Origin of the sequence: Niallia sp. Sow4_A1, assembly GCF_052116745.1 — a bacterium.
Classification (GTDB): domain Bacteria; phylum Bacillota; class Bacilli; order Bacillales; family Cytobacillaceae; genus Niallia; species Niallia hominis.
In genome coordinates, this window is sequence record NZ_JBQKKM010000036.1 from 41,470 (window position 1) to 56,494 (window position 15,025).

At 32.4% G+C, this 15,025-nt stretch carries 16 protein-coding genes and 1 pseudogene; 5 read left to right on the forward strand and 12 right to left on the reverse strand.

Annotated features, from left to right (window positions below; translation table 11 throughout):
* The first annotated feature begins 232 nt into the window (after positions 1 to 232).
* Entirely contained in the window at positions 233 to 649 is a 417-nt protein-coding gene (locus ACTQ5K_RS17960) for a hypothetical protein (protein ID WP_031536418.1), read from the forward strand.
* Between the two features lie 95 nt (positions 650 to 744).
* On the opposite strand, the gene ACTQ5K_RS17965 is transcribed toward ACTQ5K_RS17960, so the two are convergent.
* From ACTQ5K_RS17965 to ACTQ5K_RS17975, 3 genes are all read right to left on the reverse strand, one after another.
* On the reverse strand, positions 745 to 1,023 hold the full coding sequence (locus ACTQ5K_RS17965) for a YqhV family protein (RefSeq protein WP_031536416.1): 279 nt from the start codon (positions 1,021 to 1,023) through the stop codon (positions 745 to 747).
* Positions 1,024 to 1,148: 125 nt separating this feature from the next.
* The gene (locus ACTQ5K_RS17970; RefSeq protein ID WP_251628474.1) at positions 1,149 to 1,322 is read right to left on the reverse strand and encodes a hypothetical protein; all 174 of its coding nucleotides are present in this window, start codon (positions 1,320 to 1,322) and stop codon (positions 1,149 to 1,151) included.
* 156 nt (positions 1,323 to 1,478) lie between these two features.
* Positions 1,479 to 1,595 (reverse strand): DUF4023 family protein, encoded by a 117-nt coding sequence (locus ACTQ5K_RS17975; protein WP_441994165.1) that lies wholly within the window; start codon positions 1,593 to 1,595, stop codon positions 1,479 to 1,481.
* 284 nt (positions 1,596 to 1,879) lie between these two features.
* Here ACTQ5K_RS17975 and ACTQ5K_RS17980 point away from each other — a divergent pair, with 284 nt between their 5' ends.
* A complete protein-coding gene (locus tag ACTQ5K_RS17980; protein WP_441994166.1) occupies positions 1,880 to 2,422 on the forward strand; it encodes a flavodoxin family protein in 543 nt (180 codons plus the stop codon).
* 23 nt (positions 2,423 to 2,445) lie between these two features.
* Here the strand turns inward: ACTQ5K_RS17980 and ACTQ5K_RS17985 are convergent, their stop codons facing one another.
* Complete coding sequence (locus tag ACTQ5K_RS17985; protein ID WP_031536414.1) at positions 2,446 to 2,922, reverse strand: hypothetical protein; 477 nt, start codon at positions 2,920 to 2,922, stop codon at positions 2,446 to 2,448.
* Positions 2,922 to 3,713, reverse strand: coding sequence for a hypothetical protein (locus ACTQ5K_RS17990; RefSeq protein WP_048718440.1), 792 nt, complete (start codon positions 3,711 to 3,713; stop codon positions 2,922 to 2,924). Before ACTQ5K_RS17990 ends, ACTQ5K_RS17985 begins: the two co-directional genes overlap by 1 nt.
* A gap of 142 nt (positions 3,714 to 3,855) precedes the next feature.
* Here ACTQ5K_RS17990 and ACTQ5K_RS17995 point away from each other — a divergent pair, with 142 nt between their 5' ends.
* Together ACTQ5K_RS17995 and ACTQ5K_RS18000 are read left to right on the forward strand one after the other, a co-directional pair.
* Positions 3,856 to 4,617, forward strand: a complete 762-nt coding sequence (locus ACTQ5K_RS17995; RefSeq protein ID WP_051640930.1) for an NERD domain-containing protein — start codon at positions 3,856 to 3,858, stop codon at positions 4,615 to 4,617.
* 71 nt (positions 4,618 to 4,688) lie between these two features.
* Positions 4,689 to 5,399: pseudogene (locus ACTQ5K_RS18000) on the forward strand (HAD hydrolase-like protein); the annotation flags it as partial.
* A 294-nt stretch (positions 5,400 to 5,693) separates the two neighbouring features.
* Here ACTQ5K_RS18000 and ACTQ5K_RS18005 read toward each other — a convergent pair.
* The 7 genes from ACTQ5K_RS18005 to ACTQ5K_RS18035 form a co-directional block, all read right to left on the reverse strand.
* The gene (locus ACTQ5K_RS18005; protein WP_441994167.1) at positions 5,694 to 6,452 is read right to left on the reverse strand and encodes an SDR family NAD(P)-dependent oxidoreductase; all 759 of its coding nucleotides are present in this window, start codon (positions 6,450 to 6,452) and stop codon (positions 5,694 to 5,696) included.
* 46 nt (positions 6,453 to 6,498) lie between these two features.
* Positions 6,499 to 7,413 (reverse strand): NAD-dependent epimerase/dehydratase family protein, encoded by a 915-nt coding sequence (locus ACTQ5K_RS18010; RefSeq protein WP_441994168.1) that lies wholly within the window; start codon positions 7,411 to 7,413, stop codon positions 6,499 to 6,501.
* A gap of 165 nt (positions 7,414 to 7,578) precedes the next feature.
* Positions 7,579 to 8,838, reverse strand: a complete 1,260-nt coding sequence (locus ACTQ5K_RS18015) for a M20 family metallo-hydrolase (RefSeq protein ID WP_441994169.1) — start codon at positions 8,836 to 8,838, stop codon at positions 7,579 to 7,581.
* A gap of 21 nt (positions 8,839 to 8,859) precedes the next feature.
* Complete coding sequence (locus ACTQ5K_RS18020) at positions 8,860 to 10,356, reverse strand: NCS1 family nucleobase:cation symporter-1 (protein ID WP_441994170.1); 1,497 nt, start codon at positions 10,354 to 10,356, stop codon at positions 8,860 to 8,862.
* Between the two features lie 23 nt (positions 10,357 to 10,379).
* On the reverse strand, positions 10,380 to 11,753 hold the full coding sequence (gene hydA / locus ACTQ5K_RS18025; protein WP_441994171.1) for a dihydropyrimidinase: 1,374 nt from the start codon (positions 11,751 to 11,753) through the stop codon (positions 10,380 to 10,382).
* Positions 11,754 to 11,875: 122 nt separating this feature from the next.
* On the reverse strand, positions 11,876 to 13,114 hold the full coding sequence (locus ACTQ5K_RS18030; RefSeq protein ID WP_441994172.1) for a M20 family metallopeptidase: 1,239 nt from the start codon (positions 13,112 to 13,114) through the stop codon (positions 11,876 to 11,878).
* 65 nt (positions 13,115 to 13,179) lie between these two features.
* Positions 13,180 to 13,641 carry a RidA family protein gene (locus ACTQ5K_RS18035; RefSeq protein WP_441994173.1) on the reverse strand — a complete coding sequence of 154 codons (462 nt, stop codon included), beginning with the start codon at positions 13,639 to 13,641 and terminating at the stop codon, positions 13,180 to 13,182.
* Between the two features lie 280 nt (positions 13,642 to 13,921).
* Here ACTQ5K_RS18035 and ACTQ5K_RS18040 point away from each other — a divergent pair, with 280 nt between their 5' ends.
* Complete coding sequence (locus ACTQ5K_RS18040; protein WP_441994174.1) at positions 13,922 to 14,578, forward strand: helix-turn-helix transcriptional regulator; 657 nt, start codon at positions 13,922 to 13,924, stop codon at positions 14,576 to 14,578.
* Positions 14,579 to 15,025: the final 447 nt, after the last annotated feature.

Genomic DNA, 15,025 nt, shown 5'->3' on the forward strand with positions numbered 1-15,025 from the left:
TTTGTATTTTTTTTCTTTTCCACAAATACTACCTCCATTAACTATACATCCGTATTCCATAAATTTTGCGATTTCGATAATCTTTAGTTAGATTATCCGTAGATAGAAAAGTTATTCCGTTTTACAAAATAATGTTTATACCCAGAATACAAAGACTTAGGAAGGGAAAAATAAAATACAACTAAGTAATACAAAGCAATAGTTTCTAAAACTCAACAACGGAGGAAAAAAATTGAAGTTATTTATAGAATATATCCTGGATGAAATAGAGCAAATGGGATTGAAGAAAGGATTTCGCACCTCCCTTTCCTCTAGTAAGAATGAGGAGAACTATCTTAGAGGTACATTACAGTATTTTGATAAAGACTTCTTTATTCACTTTGTCATATTCTTCAGTTATCCTGAAAAAAATCCAAATTTAACTTATACCTTCTGGATATTAAATCACCACGGGAATGAACAGTTGCTAAAAAATGATAGTGGCAAAGAAAGCGATGAGGATGAGGAAAATAATAAAAAGAAAAAGGTAGATTTAATTAAGGAACATTGCCTTAGCGAAATAAATGTAAACATCTCTAAAGGAGAGGAAATCCAAAACTTACTAAATAAAATCGAAATTATTCTTTCTAAGGAAATCGTTATTACTTAATGTTCATTCACTAATGTTTTTTATTATAATCCTCCTACACAAAAGCAATAAAATTGCCTTTTAATCACCTCACAAGGAGAAAAAGGCAATTTTTATTAATTTTCGCTTTTCACCCCATAAATAATCAGCCCAACCCCTAATAATATCCACATCATCTTAACAAAGGAGATTTTATCTGTTAACCCCCATAAGCCAATAAAGGTGGTTGCTATAAGCACAAGAGGGCCTACAATTGCTAATGAGCTATTTATTATAAGCGCTTTTTCTATCTCATTTGCCTTCAGCATTAAAAGTGCTGCAGTAATTTCAATGCTTCCTGATAATAATCTTAGGATAACCATTCCGAGAACCGCTTTTTCAATGAACGATAACATATACTCCTCCCGCCAATAGCAAAATTTACTATCATTATATGCAGAGGCAATTTTTATAGGACAGGTTTTTAAAGTTCTTAATAGAATTCTGATTAATAATAAAATAATACCAATATAAACGAAACCTATTGTTTAAAAGGATTCTGTCTGTTTTTCTCCATCTCCCTAATACATGAATTACAATAGCCTACCTCGCCATAAAATTTATACCACTGTTTACACTTTAGACACTTCTTATGTAAGACATCATTAATCATCAAATCATATCCGTAATATGTCATGACTTTCTCAATTTTCATTTCATCTCTCCCTTTCTTCTCTTTATCCTTTGCTACAGTATGCCGAGCGATATGGAGTGGTGATAGCAATAAGGATTTTTATGGGAAAGTAGGAGATTCGAACGATAAAAAAGAACTGCACCATAAATTTTAAGGCACAGTTCTTTTCTTATCTTTTTAGTGCTGCTTATTTGGTAATTTTCCTTCTGGATGTCCTTTGCCATGCTTTTTATTTTTCTCTTGCTTCTTTTGATCATTCTTTAATTTTTCAACAAACCGATTCGTATTTTCCATTATTATCCCTCCTATAAATGTTCATGTTATTTTATCCGATTATCGGCCATTGCATTCCTTTCCAATCCTTTCGTTTTAAATTGAATATTTAGCAAATTAAAAAAGTGCCTCTCCGTTTGGATTAGTACACATAACAAATATAGTCTAATTATTTAAACGAAGTCTTCAAGTCACCTTCCATTATCGATTTATTCGATAATACCTATCTATATTATCCTCTTTATTAACAGTCACTTTCATATTAAGATAGAAATAAAGGAATAGATGGAAAGGATGAAAAATTCATGAAAACGATCGCCGTAATAGATGGGGGAACTCGTCCTAATGGAAATACCGCAACCTTGACTAATCAGATAACAGAAGGTATCTCTGTAGAATTGATTCAACTTAGAGATTATACCATCTATCCAATTATAGATATGCGACACACTTTGGAGGGATTTCAAAACAGAACGGATGACTATCATGCAATAACTGATAAAATACTTGCCCATGACATATTAATCTTCTCCACCCCTATTTACTGGTATAGCATGTCTGGTTTGATGAAGAATTTCGTCGATCGCTGGTCTCACTCATTAAGAGATGCAAATTCCCCTGACTTCAAAGAAAAAATGGCTGCGAAGAAAGCATATGTCATTGCTGTCGGCGGAGATACTCCAAATGTGAAAGGCTTGCCTATGATTCAGCAGTTTCAGTATATCTTTGATTTTATGGGGATTGAATTTGGAGGATATATTTTAGGTGTTGGCAATAAGCCAGGAGACATTATGCAAGATCAAAAAGCTCTTTTTACTGCTGCTCAGATAAAAAAAGAATTAATATAAGAATCTAAGAGCACTATTCCTATTTAGCTGGAAGGTGCTCTACTCTTTACCTTCGCTACTCCTAGGGCATAATGATCAAAGAATATATTCTCAACCATTTCTCCTTGTGACTCTTCACAATCCACAATTACGATTACTTCTGAATGAATTCCCTTTAACAATCGCTTTCTCTTTTTTATAACTATTTCTGTAAAAAAGCGAATCCCAACTCCAATAAGAAAACCGACCGCTGCTCCTATAAGCCCCCAATAAATCGGTCCTAATCTAAGCTTAAACCCTATACTTGCCCCAATAACAGAAAAAGCAGTAGCTAGTGCTGCTCCAATATCAATAAGAGAGGTTCCATCTGAGCGATGAATATTATCAAAAAGTTTACGTTCTCCCGTTTGATTATCTAAAGGAAGAATAAATATACTCTCCTTCTTAATCCCCTTTTTTTCTAGCGTACTAATAGCCATTTCTATAAAACTCGAATGTTCAAATGTTGAAAATACTTGCATTATGACTTCACCTTTTGCCCTTTTAATACTTTAAATGACGATGATTGATAATTTTCTTTAAAATAGAAGCGCTGTTCTTTATCATAAAGTTTATTGTTTTCCACGGTGTTTATATAAGAATCAAATATAGCAAATCCATAAATCGACGGGAAAAACAACAACCATTCAGCATCTAATGCCGATGTAGCTTGTTTTATTTCCCCTAAAAATAATAGGGAAATGGCTTCAAGTCCATGAGATAAATAAAAAAATACTACCACCCAAATAATCACAAAAAATGCAGTGACAATTCTATGTATATATAATTGACCTAATCCTGGCATAAAAAGTGACCATATAATTGCCATAACAGGATTTCTCTTATCGAGATAGTTGATTTCCATTACACCGATACTAAAAGAATTGAACCGATGCTCCTCCCGCTCTGCCAATACAAACACTTTATTCAAATCTACTGTCGTTCGATAGCTATCCCAAATAGCGAAGATATATACTGGAATATAAATGAGCAGCCATCTTGTATCAAGAACTTCTTTAGCCTTGTCAATCTCTCCTTGAAACGAATAAATCATAGCTAAATTCAAATGACTGTTAACATTTACTATAACTTCCCAAATAAATAAAACAAACCCTCGTAGATATTTTGATAAAAGAAGATGTCCGAATCCAGGAAAAGCAGCACTCCACCACCCTATGATATAAGGATTTCGCAGGTGAATTTGTGTCGTTCCGAGAACACTAACATGCGCCCTAAACCTTCTAGCTGTATTGTCATTTGTAAAATTATCCATAATTAAATTCACCTTGTTTTTCTTCATATATTACAAAGGAATAATAACTTGGTGTTATTTTTGTCTAAAATATGAAAGTTCATCCATGATTTAACTTTTTTAGTACAATAGAACTAAAAGAAAATAGAAAGGAAGATTAAAATTGATAGGAATTTTTGCATTATTACTATTTTTAGTTATCGCTAATCGCTTCTACCCAACAATAAAGGGTTTTATTGGGGAAATGAGGGTAAATAAACTTTTATCCAAATTGGAATTTCCATACAAGCAATGGAGAGATTTATATGTTCCAAATAGTAAAAGAGGCATGTCTCAAATAGATCATGTTCTGTTTGGTAAAAATGCTTTATTTATAATAGAGACCAAAAACTATCAAGGATGGATTTATGGAAGTGAAAATAGTCAGACGTGGACACAAGCTATTTATAAGAAAAAACATAAATTCAAAAATCCAATTTGGCAAAATTATGGACATATTCAAGCTATAAAGGAGTATCTTTCTGAAGAAATCCCAGAAAACTTTCCTATTTACTCTATTATCGTATTTAGTAATGAAGCAACATTAAAATACAAAACACCTTTTAAAAAAGCATCTGTCATAAATAACCGGAAACTTCTCTCTACTATAAAAGAACTGGATGTACCTTTCATTCAAGAAACAATTAATCGAGATACTATCGAAAACAAGTTAAATAGTTTATTAATTTCTGATAAAAAACAAAAGAAAAAAGTAGCAAAAAATCATATTAAGTCGATACAGTCTGAAGTAAAAACAAATAAAAAGAAAGTAAAACAAAATATTTGTCCCCATTGTGGCAACTCACTTGTTCAACGTAAGGGAAAAAATGGCCCCTTTACTGGTTGTAGTAATTTTCCCAAATGTAGATATACAAAAGCTATATGACCTATGTAAAACTTCAAAACACCATTGGAATTTTATGCTAAAATATATCTTAGAAATAAAACGAACTTCACAAAGGGGAGAACGAAATGTCTCAAGCATTAATATTTGATATGGATGGCACGCTTTTTCAAACAGATAAAATTTTAGAAATATCCCTTAATGATACTTTTAATCACTTGCGCTCTCTTCATTATTGGGAAGGAGCTACCCCCATTCAAACATATCGTGAAATTATGGGTGTTCCATTACCGATCGTTTGGGAAACATTATTACCTAATCATTCTATCGAGGTAAGAGAACAAACGGATGCTTATTTTCTTAAACGATTGGTTACAAATATAAAGAATGGAAAAGGTGCATTATACCCAAATGTAAAAGAAATTTTCTCCTATTTGAAAGAAAATAACTTTTCCATTTACGTAGCTAGTAATGGCTTAATGGAATATTTACATGCCATTGTAGAATTCTATCAATTAAATAATTGGCTTACAGAGACATATAGTATTCAACAAATTGCATCTCTGAATAAATCAGATCTTGTTCGTAGTATCATAGCCAAACACGGAATAACTAGTGCTGCTGTTGTCGGTGACCGACTTTCTGATATTAAGGCTGCCAAAGAGAATGGACTAATTTCTATCGGCTGTAATTTTGATTTTGCTAGAGAAGATGAACTTAGCCAGGCTGCTATCGTTATTGATGATTTATTGGAGCTAAAATCAATTATACCGAAATTATTCACCTATCCAGTTAACGAACTTCTATATAATATAAGAGATTAATAGGACTAATAATCCTACCGCTAAATCTATAGAGCTATTTATTGATATCAACAAATCAAACTATAGTAAACATTATTATATATTCAAAGAGTTAAAGATATTATAAAAATTAAATTGTTAAAACTTATGCAAATATACTAATCCAACTATTACAAAATAAGAAATAGCTGCCAAACTCGGCAGCTACACCAATTTAATAAAACATTATCTATTTTCCCCTCACCAAACTACCAGTTCTAATTAGTTTAAATATCATACATTCTATTAGATTATTTTATATATAAAACTATTTATTCACAACATTACGTCACCAGAATTCGGACCTAAAGTCTGTCCTGTATATATACTTCCCTCAGGATCTGAAGCTAAAAATACTGCAGTTGGCGTAACTTCTTCTACTTTACCAAAACGAGGTATAGCTAGTTCTCTTAATTTCCCTTTTTTCCATTCCTCATTTACTCCTGCCATCATTTGCGTTTCAATTGGTCCTGGTGCAATACAGTTTGCAGTAATGCCGTATCTCCCTAGCTCTAGTGCTATAGATTTTGTAAATCCTATTACACCAGCTTTTGCTGCTGAATAGTGACTGTGCTCAACCCCACCTTTTTGTCCTAATTGAGAAGCAATATTAATGATCCTTCCATATTCCTGTGCAATCATGTAGGGAACTACATATTTTGTTGTTAAAAAAACACTTTTTAAATTTACTTCAATCATTCTGTCCCACATCTCTGTTGACATATCTTGAATATAACTTTGTGTTGAAATTGCAGCATTATTTACTAATATATCAATTTTCCCAAATCGTTCAATAGTAGATTCTACTATGCTTTTCACCGTTTCCTCTTTTGATATGTCCCCTTCAATTAAATTAACTTCTACTCCAAATTCTTCTAATTCTCTTCTATATACATTCATTAGTTTTTCATCATGTTTATAGTAATTTATGGAGAGATTTGCTCCCTCTTTAGCAAATGCAAGGGGAAACCCTCTTCCCATTCCAAGCCCAGAACTAGTACCTGTTATTATAGCTACCTTCCCTTTTAATTTCATATAGTCCTCCAATACCAAATACTTTCTGATTATAGTGAATATGCTATCAAGAATTTATCTTATTGTTCAATAAATAGTTAGCATATTCTTGTATACCTTTTTCTATAGAATATTCCGCTTGAAATCCTAATTCTCTTTTAGCCCTAGAACAATCAAAACTACCAATCATATCGTATCCATAGTCACCTGGTCCAACATTGATTAGTATATCAGGGAACATCTCCTTTATTATATGGAGAATCTCTCTAATCGTAATAGTTATGCCACTTCCAATATTGAATACATTATGTTCTAAATGCTTTGTAGTCAATGTCCTTCTTATCGCTTCAACCACATCATTTACATAGATATATTCAATTGATTGATCTGCACCATATTCTTCTAGTATATTATTATCATTTATTGCTTTAACCAGTAAGGTTTTTATAGGATCAGGCATAGAACGATTAGATCCATATACAAAAGCTAGTCTTAAACAAACAATATCCAATCCATATGTTGATGAAAAAACATTTGCCAATTGTTCTCCAGTAACTTTGGTAACACCATAAATGGTAGTTGGATTTAATGGATCAGTTTCCTTTGTAATTGTTAAGTTATTATTCCCATAAACCGCTCCTGAACTCAAATAAATAACCCTGTTCAAATTAAATAATCTTGCTACTTCAAACACATTCATCGTTCCAACTATGTTTATTTGAACTATGTTATTTGGAGATGCACCACCTACATTTGGATGAGATATACCTCCACAATGTATAATTGTATCTACTCTATGATTTTTCACAATTGTAGCTAATCTAGGAAAATCACAAAGATCACCTTCCTCAAAAAAGAAATTTTCAATGTATTCATTTTGGTTAAATCTATCGTATCCGATTACTTTTATATCTTCCTTAATAAAAGATTTTACTAAAGAAGAACCAACTAAACCGGAGCATCCGGTGATCAAAACATTCATCTTTTTATCCCTTTCTCATTGTGTATGAAGTTTATTATTAGAAACTAAGATTCTAACAATTTTCTATTCACTGAGCCCAAAGGCCATGTTAAGATTCTTAATAAAATGAATTTAAAACACCAAAGATTATATTTTTTAATTTAATATTCTTCATTCCTTTATCAGTCATTTTGTAGTAGACATTTCTTTTGTTGCATAATGTATTGCAACTCGTGATAACAGTTCGGTACCTAAAACTATATCTTCCATAGTTGCTCTTTCCTCTGGATTGTGACTTCCACCTTTTGATCTTACAAAAATCATACCGATATCACAAATTCCACCCATTATTTGGGCATCATGACAGGCACCGCTTGGCATTTCTAAATAAGATAAACCCATTTTTTTTGCTTCGCTTTTCATTGTATTTACTATATGGTAACTACATATCTCTGAACTCATTCTGAGTTTATCATCAAAATCAATTATCAATTCTCTATTTTCAGAAATTTCTTTCGCCCGAACTTTTAATTCTTCGACAATTGCATCCCTTCTAACATTATCTAAATCCCTGATATCTACTCCTGATAATTCAACACGCCCAGGAATAATATTAACTCCACCAGGATATACATCCATTTTGGATACTGTTCCAACTGCTGGTGCTCCATACTTTAGAACTATTTTTTCTAAGGAAATTACCAGTTCGCTTGCTCCAAGTAGTGCGTCGTAACGCATATTCATTGGAGTTGCACCAACATGATTTGATTCTCCTTCGACGGTAACTTTTCCAAAATATCGACCAGTAATACCATTTATTATTCCAATAGGTGTCCCATTTTGCTCTAAAAAAGGGCCTTGTTCTATATGCATTTCTAAAAATAATTCGATATCTCCTTTTTTTCTGATTGCTGATGTAAATATCTCCTCTGGCTTTAAGTCAAAACTTTGTAAAGCCGTTCTTCTAGAAATACCATTTGGGTCTTTTACATCTAAATCTTCTTTTTTAATTTTTCCTGTCATTGCTCTACTGCCAAATACTCCTCCGTCTCTAAAACGGGATCCTTCCTCTTCACAAAAAGCTATTACTTCTATTGGACTAACTAATTGAATTCCTTCTTCTTGCATATGTTGAACAACTTCAATCCCACCAAGTACTCCAATAATGCCATCAAACTTCCCGCCATTTTCGACAGAATCAATATGTGAGCCAATCACAATAGGCTTAGAATCCTTATTTTGCCCTTCTTTTCGACCAATCAGATTTCCCGCATGGTCTAAATGCACCTCTAATCCAGCTTCTTCCATCCAATCTTTCACTACTCTTTGCGCCTTTCTATCCTCTTCTGATAGTGCACGCCTTGTAACACCTATCCAACCTTCCACATTCTCACTAATTGTACCAAGTTTATTTATTCTTTCTTCTAATCTTTTTTTACTTATCATTCTTTCACTCTCCGTTCATTATTAGTATTTTTCAACTTTATTAAGAGGCGTGATCTTTGAATTATTCGAAATATTTTTTTCCTTTTTGAATTTAGCAGTCATTAGTAACCAGTACACTAGACCTCCTGTACCTATACCTAAAAACCAATTATACGCATATAGCCAGTCTAATTTAGGGACAATAAGTCCGCTTAATGCAATAATAAATCCTATAATAAAGGCTAAGACTGCATGAATATTCCAACCATCTTTATAAGCGTATAATCCGTCAGTCACAAACAAGCTATTCACCTCATATTTTTGTCTGCGTATGACAAAAAAATCTATTAGCATAATTCCAGCTACTGGTCCCATTGTGGAACCAAGTACGCCCATGATATTGTCCATGTATGCTGTTTCACCATACCATAACCATGGTAGACTAAGAACTCCTACAAAAATAGCTATTATCCCCGCTTTTCGGAAATTTAGTTTTTGTGGAAGCAAGGCCGCTAGATCAAAACCTACTGCAATTGCATTTGTAGCAGCATTAAGTGAAAGAACAGACGCTAAAATGATTATTGCTCCAATAAAAACTACGAGAGGATTATCAAATCGTTCTATGATATGAATCGGATCATTTATGACACCTCCATATGCGTACATAGTTCCTGCTGTCACTAAGAGACTAATAATAGAAAAGAATATAAACATTATGGGTACACCTATTGCTTGGCCAACTATTTGATCCTTTTGACTTCGTGAAAACCGTGTTAAGTCAGGAATATTAACAATTAGTGTTGCAACAGTTCCAATTATTCCAGTAGCAGATAAAAAGAATAACCCCCAAAAATCTTCTTTCGCAATTGTAGATTCTATATTTACTAATGGAGATAATCCACCGGCAACATTTATTGCCCAAATGACAAGTGCTATAGCAACGACCATTATTAGTGGTCCAGCCCAAAGTTCATATTTCTTAATACGTTCTATACCATGAGTAATTAATAGGTAATGAAGTATAATAGAGATGGTATAACCAATAACTGTGTTTAACCCCATTCCTAAGAAGTTGATATTAGAGAGATCTTCCCAACCAGGTACAATTGCACCAAATGCAACATCTATTGATTCACTAGCAAGATATACGAAGATACCGAACCAAAATATTCCTAACACACCTCGAATGAATATTGGTATTAATGCAGCTTTATGTCCAAACGCGGATCTAATAAGAACAGGAAAAGGCACTCCATATTTTGCACCAGCAAAGCTATTCAAAATTAAAACTACATAAACAATTCCAAATGCGAAGCATGTAACACCGAACGCCTGCCAAAAACTCATGCCTTTATCAAGCATATTTGCAGTTATTACCCATTGATTGATATTATGAACTATTCCCATCCAAACACAGGCATAAATCCAAGCTGTCCAATTTCTTTTTGCCTTTGGGGTTGGTGCTAAATCAGCGTTATATAAGGTTGAATCCGGTTGATCTATTTTTTCTTGGTAAAACTCTATATTATTATTCGACATTATCAAAACTCCTCTTTAAAAAATTAATTTAAAGTAAATTTCTTCCGATAAATGAACTTTCCCCGACCTATCTCACCCAAAAAAGTATTTTCCTTAACAATTACATCGCCGCGTGATAATACATGTGTAATCCTACCTTGAAGTTCTAATCCCTCATAAATATTATAATCCGTACTTTGGTGTTGTTCCTTTTTTGAAACTACTCTAGATTTACTTGGATCAAAAATAACTATATCAGCATCACTTCCAATCTCTAGTGTTCCTTTTCGTGGATACATTCCAAATATTTTAGCTGGACTCGTACTCATTATGTCAACAAATTTGTTTAAAGATATCCTATCTTCATGTACACCAAAATGATAAACCACATGAAAAATATCCTCTATACTAGGTAATCCGTTTGGAATTAATGTAAAGTTATTGAAACCAATCTTTTTCCCTCCTTCAAATAACAGTGACGAATGGTCTGACCCAATAGTTGAAATACTGCCTTTTCTAATTCCTTCCCACAGTGAGTTTTGGTCTTGTTTATCACGGAGTGGAGGGGAACAAACATATTTTCCTCCTTCAAAATCTGGTAGTTCTAAGTAACTTTTATCTAAAACTAAATAGTGAGGACAAGTTTCAGCATAAACAATTCTCCCCCTTTTTTTTGCTCTCTCTACTTCCTGCAATGCATCAGAACAACTGACATGAACAATATAAACAGGAGTATTGGCTACTTCTGCGATTCTAATTGCTCTATTTGTCGCTTCAGCTTCCAGACTAGCTGGTCTTGTTTCAGCATGATATATTGGTGCTGTTTTCCCTTCTGATATCGCTTCTTTTCTTAGTTGGTCCACAACATCCCCATTCTCCGCATGTACATTAACAATCATTCCAGACTCTCCGGCCTTCTTCATCAACTTATACATATCAAGATCACTAACCATTACATCATTTTTATATGCCATAAATAACTTAATTGAAGTAACTCCTTCTTCGTTTGCTAATTTTGGTATCTCTGCTAATACTTTTTCAGAGCATTCATTTATAATCGAATGAAAGCCATAATCTATATAGGAGCATTTTGCTTTATCCTTCCATTCTCTTAAATTTTCAAGAAAGGACTGTCCTTTTGTTGGATTTGTAAAGTTGATTATGCTTGTTAATCCCCCCATTGCAGCAGCCTTAGTTCCGCTCTCAAAATCATCTACTGTCCCTGGAACAGCAAGATGGGCATGTACATCAATTGCTCCTGGCATTATAAATTGATTATTTGCATTAATAACAAGATCATTTGTATCTAAAAGGATATTCTCTGATATATCCGTAATTATTCCTTGTTCTATTAATACATCTGCTTTATACATCGCTTTAGAAGTTACTAATATACCGTTCTTAATTATTGTTCTCATAGAGTCTCCTTCACTATAAAAATATATTGGGTTAACTTTATGAATTAATTGGTGAAATTTATTCAAAAGTGTTAAAAGATAACTATATTAATCCTTTGGAAAAAGTTGCATTGTCTCAATAATTAATTTGATTCATAGATTCCACATATCTCTATTGCAGTTAGTGCATATACAATAGATGCAGGCTGAATCTGAGAAGATTCAATAAACTCATTATCAGAGTGAGCACATCCTATATCACCTGGACCAAACAATAATGTTGGAATTTTTGAAATTCCATTTAAAAAACCTGAGTCTCCCCAATATGTAGCTCCACTGACAGACTTCTCTATCCCCATCCCCTTTGTTAAACTATTCTGAACAACTTGTACAAGTTGATGATCAGCATTAATTTCCATCGCAGGATGTGGAAGAATTGCTTTCACTTCTGTTTTTATTTTTGCTCTATTTTTTTCGACAAGCTTAGCATAATAATCCAGATCTGCGACTATTTCTTCAGGAGTCTGGTAAGGAATATATCGAACATCTAGATAAACTTTACAAAAGTCTGCAACAGTGCCAGCAAGGGCAGAATTACTATCTGTTAAGTAAGCCATATTCCCTTCAGACCCCCCCATAATTAAATTAACAGTAACTGTTGGAGGAGATAAATATGGATGTGAAAGTTTTTTATATTTAAATGCTAATGATTCCTCTATTAATCTAATAAAATATGTTGCAGCAGATATTGCATTTGCTCCTTCTTCTGGTACGCTCGAATGTACAGCAGTACCACTAAATGTAACTTCATAATAATTACACCCTTTATGTGCTATTACCGGATGGAGATTAGTAGGCTCACCTACTATTGCTAAATCTGTTTTTGGACCATTTTCTACAATATATTTTGTACCTGCACTTCTTGATGATTCCTCATCAATAACACCAGCAAATACCAAATCACCTTTTAATTTTATTCCTAAACGTTTAAGTACAATCAATGCATATGCCATTGCTGCGACTCCGGATTTCATATCAGCAGATCCTCGTCCATACATCTTTCCTTCTCTTTCAATTGGAGTAAAAGGATTCTCCATAGCTAGTGGTGGGACAGTATCAATATGCCCATTAAACATTAAACTAGTTCCCTCCTGTTCCCCTTTTAGTGTAGCAATAACATTTGAACGTCCTTCACATATTTCTTGCAAATAAACATCAATTTTTTCTGATTCAAAAATTTCAAAGAGATATTTTGCAATTTCTATTTCTTTGTTTTCAGAGTTAGTGTGACTTGGAATAGAGATTAAATCCTTAACTATTTTAAACAATTCATTAGAATTAAATGCCTGTAAAACTCTCTCGCTTAAATCTTCTAATTGCATATAAGCACCTCCACCTATCAATAAAGATTAATTTTATAAAAAAATGTAGATAATCTAGACAATAATTAACTATGTAATTCTACAATTAATTCTATTTCAACAGGAGTTCCACCAGGCAAGGCAGCAACTCCAATAGCAGCTCTTGCATGTTGATTTTCATTTCCGAATATTTTATTTAATAAAATTGATGCAGCATTTATCACCTTTGGCTGTTCAAAAAAATTTCTTTCTGATACTACATATCCATTTAACTTTACAATTCTTTTAACATTATCAAGATTGCCTATTAGTTTTTTTAATGCACCAATTAAATTAAGAATGCAAACCTCTGCTGCCTCTTGTGCTTGTTCAATTGTTATAGAAGATCCAACTACTCCACAATGCTTAATAGAATCTCCATCCTTGCTGGTTTGTCCAGATAAATATACTAAATTATCAACAATTACTCCTGAAACAAAAGGAAGATCCCTATCCTCAATTTCAGGTATTTTCAAATCCAATTCATTTAATCTTTTTTCGATATTCATAAATTCCTCCTTAAAAATTTCTATTTTCCACTTTTATTTTAAAAAAATTCCAAAATATAAATTCGAAATATATTAAAAATTCTTTATATTCCGATTAGTTACAGTTTAGTTTCAATTAAAAATATTGTCAATATGTTATTAAAAAATTTTTGTAAGTATTATTAAAATTTTTTAATATTTTTTCATCTATAGATGTAAGAATCATAAAAAAATATGGTATATTATTAAACATGACTTGGATTATTTTTAAAAACAGATGGTACTGTTTAGGAGGAATAAAATGACAAAACTATTAGAAGATAAAAAATATCATTTTTTATTTCCGTTAATTAAAGCAATTGCAAAGGCACTCGGATCGAATTGCGAAGTAGTATTGCATGATTTATATGATGTTGGTCATTCGATTGTTGCAATAGAAAATGGGCATATAACCGGTAGAAAGGTTGGGGATTCTAGTACAAATTTGGGGTTAGAAGCTTTAAGAAAAGGAGCGGAAGATAGTGATATTCTTAACTATATGTCTACTACAAAAGATGGTAAAACATTAAGATCTTCCTCTATCTATATTAGAAATGAAGATGGATTGGCTATTGGGTCTATTTGTATAAATTATAATATTACTGATTTTTTAATGGTATCAAAAGTTCTTAATGATTTTATTACAACTGAAAAAAAGGTGGATGAGACATTTTCAACTGATATAAATGATGTTATGGAACAATTATTAAAAGAAGCCGCAGATTATGTTGGAAAACCAGTCCCTTTTATGAGTAAAGAAGACAAATTAAATGTAATTGATTTTTTGGATAATAAAGGCATATTCATGGTAAAACGTTCTATTGAGCGAGTTGCGTTATTCCTAGACGTATCAAAATTTACTATTTATAATTATTTAGATGAAATTAGATTAAAAAAAGGTGATAACAAACCTATTTAAGTAATTATTAAAAAATATACCAATTCTCCAATAGATAAAGTAACTGAGAATTGGTATATCTGCGTAAAATTATATACACAACGTGTTGTTTAAATCGAATAAGGGCTTCTATTTCTAAAACAAATTATTTTCACTTTTAATACTATATACTATAGTTTTAAAGTTGGAGAAAAAATCCTCTTTAAGGAGTTTTTTTTCTTACACGGAATAAATAACACCAACGGATAAAATAGGTTATAATAGACTTATTAATTATTTAAGTTGGTGTTTATTTATGCGTACTAAAAACAGGTTGAATCCAAGCGAGTCTATCTATTACAGTCCTGAAATTTCAATTTGTCCTGACTGTGGAGAGAAATTAACCTATTGCCATCCTGTATGGAGGAAAACCATCTCTACCCTAAAAGGGGAATTTAAAGTTATTAATCTTGGCTATCGCTGTGAAAA

Excerpts from the sequence above, each read along its gene's own strand:
- ACTQ5K_RS17970 (WP_251628474.1), bottom strand. The coding sequence starts at position 1,322 with ATGAAAATTGAGAAAGTCATGACATATTACGGATATGATTTGATGATT.
- ACTQ5K_RS18015 (WP_441994169.1), bottom strand. The coding sequence starts at position 8,838 with ATGATAAGTAAAAAAAGATTAGAAGAAAGAATAAATAAACTTGGTACA.
- ACTQ5K_RS17980 (WP_441994166.1), top strand. The coding sequence starts at position 1,880 with ATGAAAACGATCGCCGTAATAGATGGGGGAACTCGTCCTAATGGAAAT.
- ACTQ5K_RS18035 (WP_441994173.1), bottom strand. The coding sequence starts at position 13,641 with ATGAATATCGAAAAAAGATTAAATGAATTGGATTTGAAAATACCTGAA.
- ACTQ5K_RS18005 (WP_441994167.1), bottom strand. The coding sequence starts at position 6,452 with ATGAAATTAAAAGGGAAGGTAGCTATAATAACAGGTACTAGTTCTGGG.
- ACTQ5K_RS17985 (WP_031536414.1), bottom strand. The coding sequence starts at position 2,922 with ATGCAAGTATTTTCAACATTTGAACATTCGAGTTTTATAGAAATGGCT.
- ACTQ5K_RS17965 (WP_031536416.1), bottom strand. The coding sequence starts at position 1,023 with ATGTTATCGTTCATTGAAAAAGCGGTTCTCGGAATGGTTATCCTAAGA.
- ACTQ5K_RS18030 (WP_441994172.1), bottom strand. The coding sequence starts at position 13,114 with ATGCAATTAGAAGATTTAAGCGAGAGAGTTTTACAGGCATTTAATTCT.
- ACTQ5K_RS18020 (WP_441994170.1), bottom strand. The coding sequence starts at position 10,356 with ATGTCGAATAATAATATAGAGTTTTACCAAGAAAAAATAGATCAACCG.
- ACTQ5K_RS17975 (WP_441994165.1), bottom strand. The coding sequence starts at position 1,595 with ATGGAAAATACGAATCGGTTTGTTGAAAAATTAAAGAATGATCAAAAG.
- ACTQ5K_RS18010 (WP_441994168.1), bottom strand. The coding sequence starts at position 7,413 with ATGAATGTTTTGATCACCGGATGCTCCGGTTTAGTTGGTTCTTCTTTA.
- ACTQ5K_RS18040 (WP_441994174.1), top strand. The coding sequence starts at position 13,922 with ATGACAAAACTATTAGAAGATAAAAAATATCATTTTTTATTTCCGTTA.
- hydA (WP_441994171.1), bottom strand. The coding sequence starts at position 11,753 with ATGAGAACAATAATTAAGAACGGTATATTAGTAACTTCTAAAGCGATG.
- ACTQ5K_RS17990 (WP_048718440.1), bottom strand. The coding sequence starts at position 3,713 with ATGGATAATTTTACAAATGACAATACAGCTAGAAGGTTTAGGGCGCAT.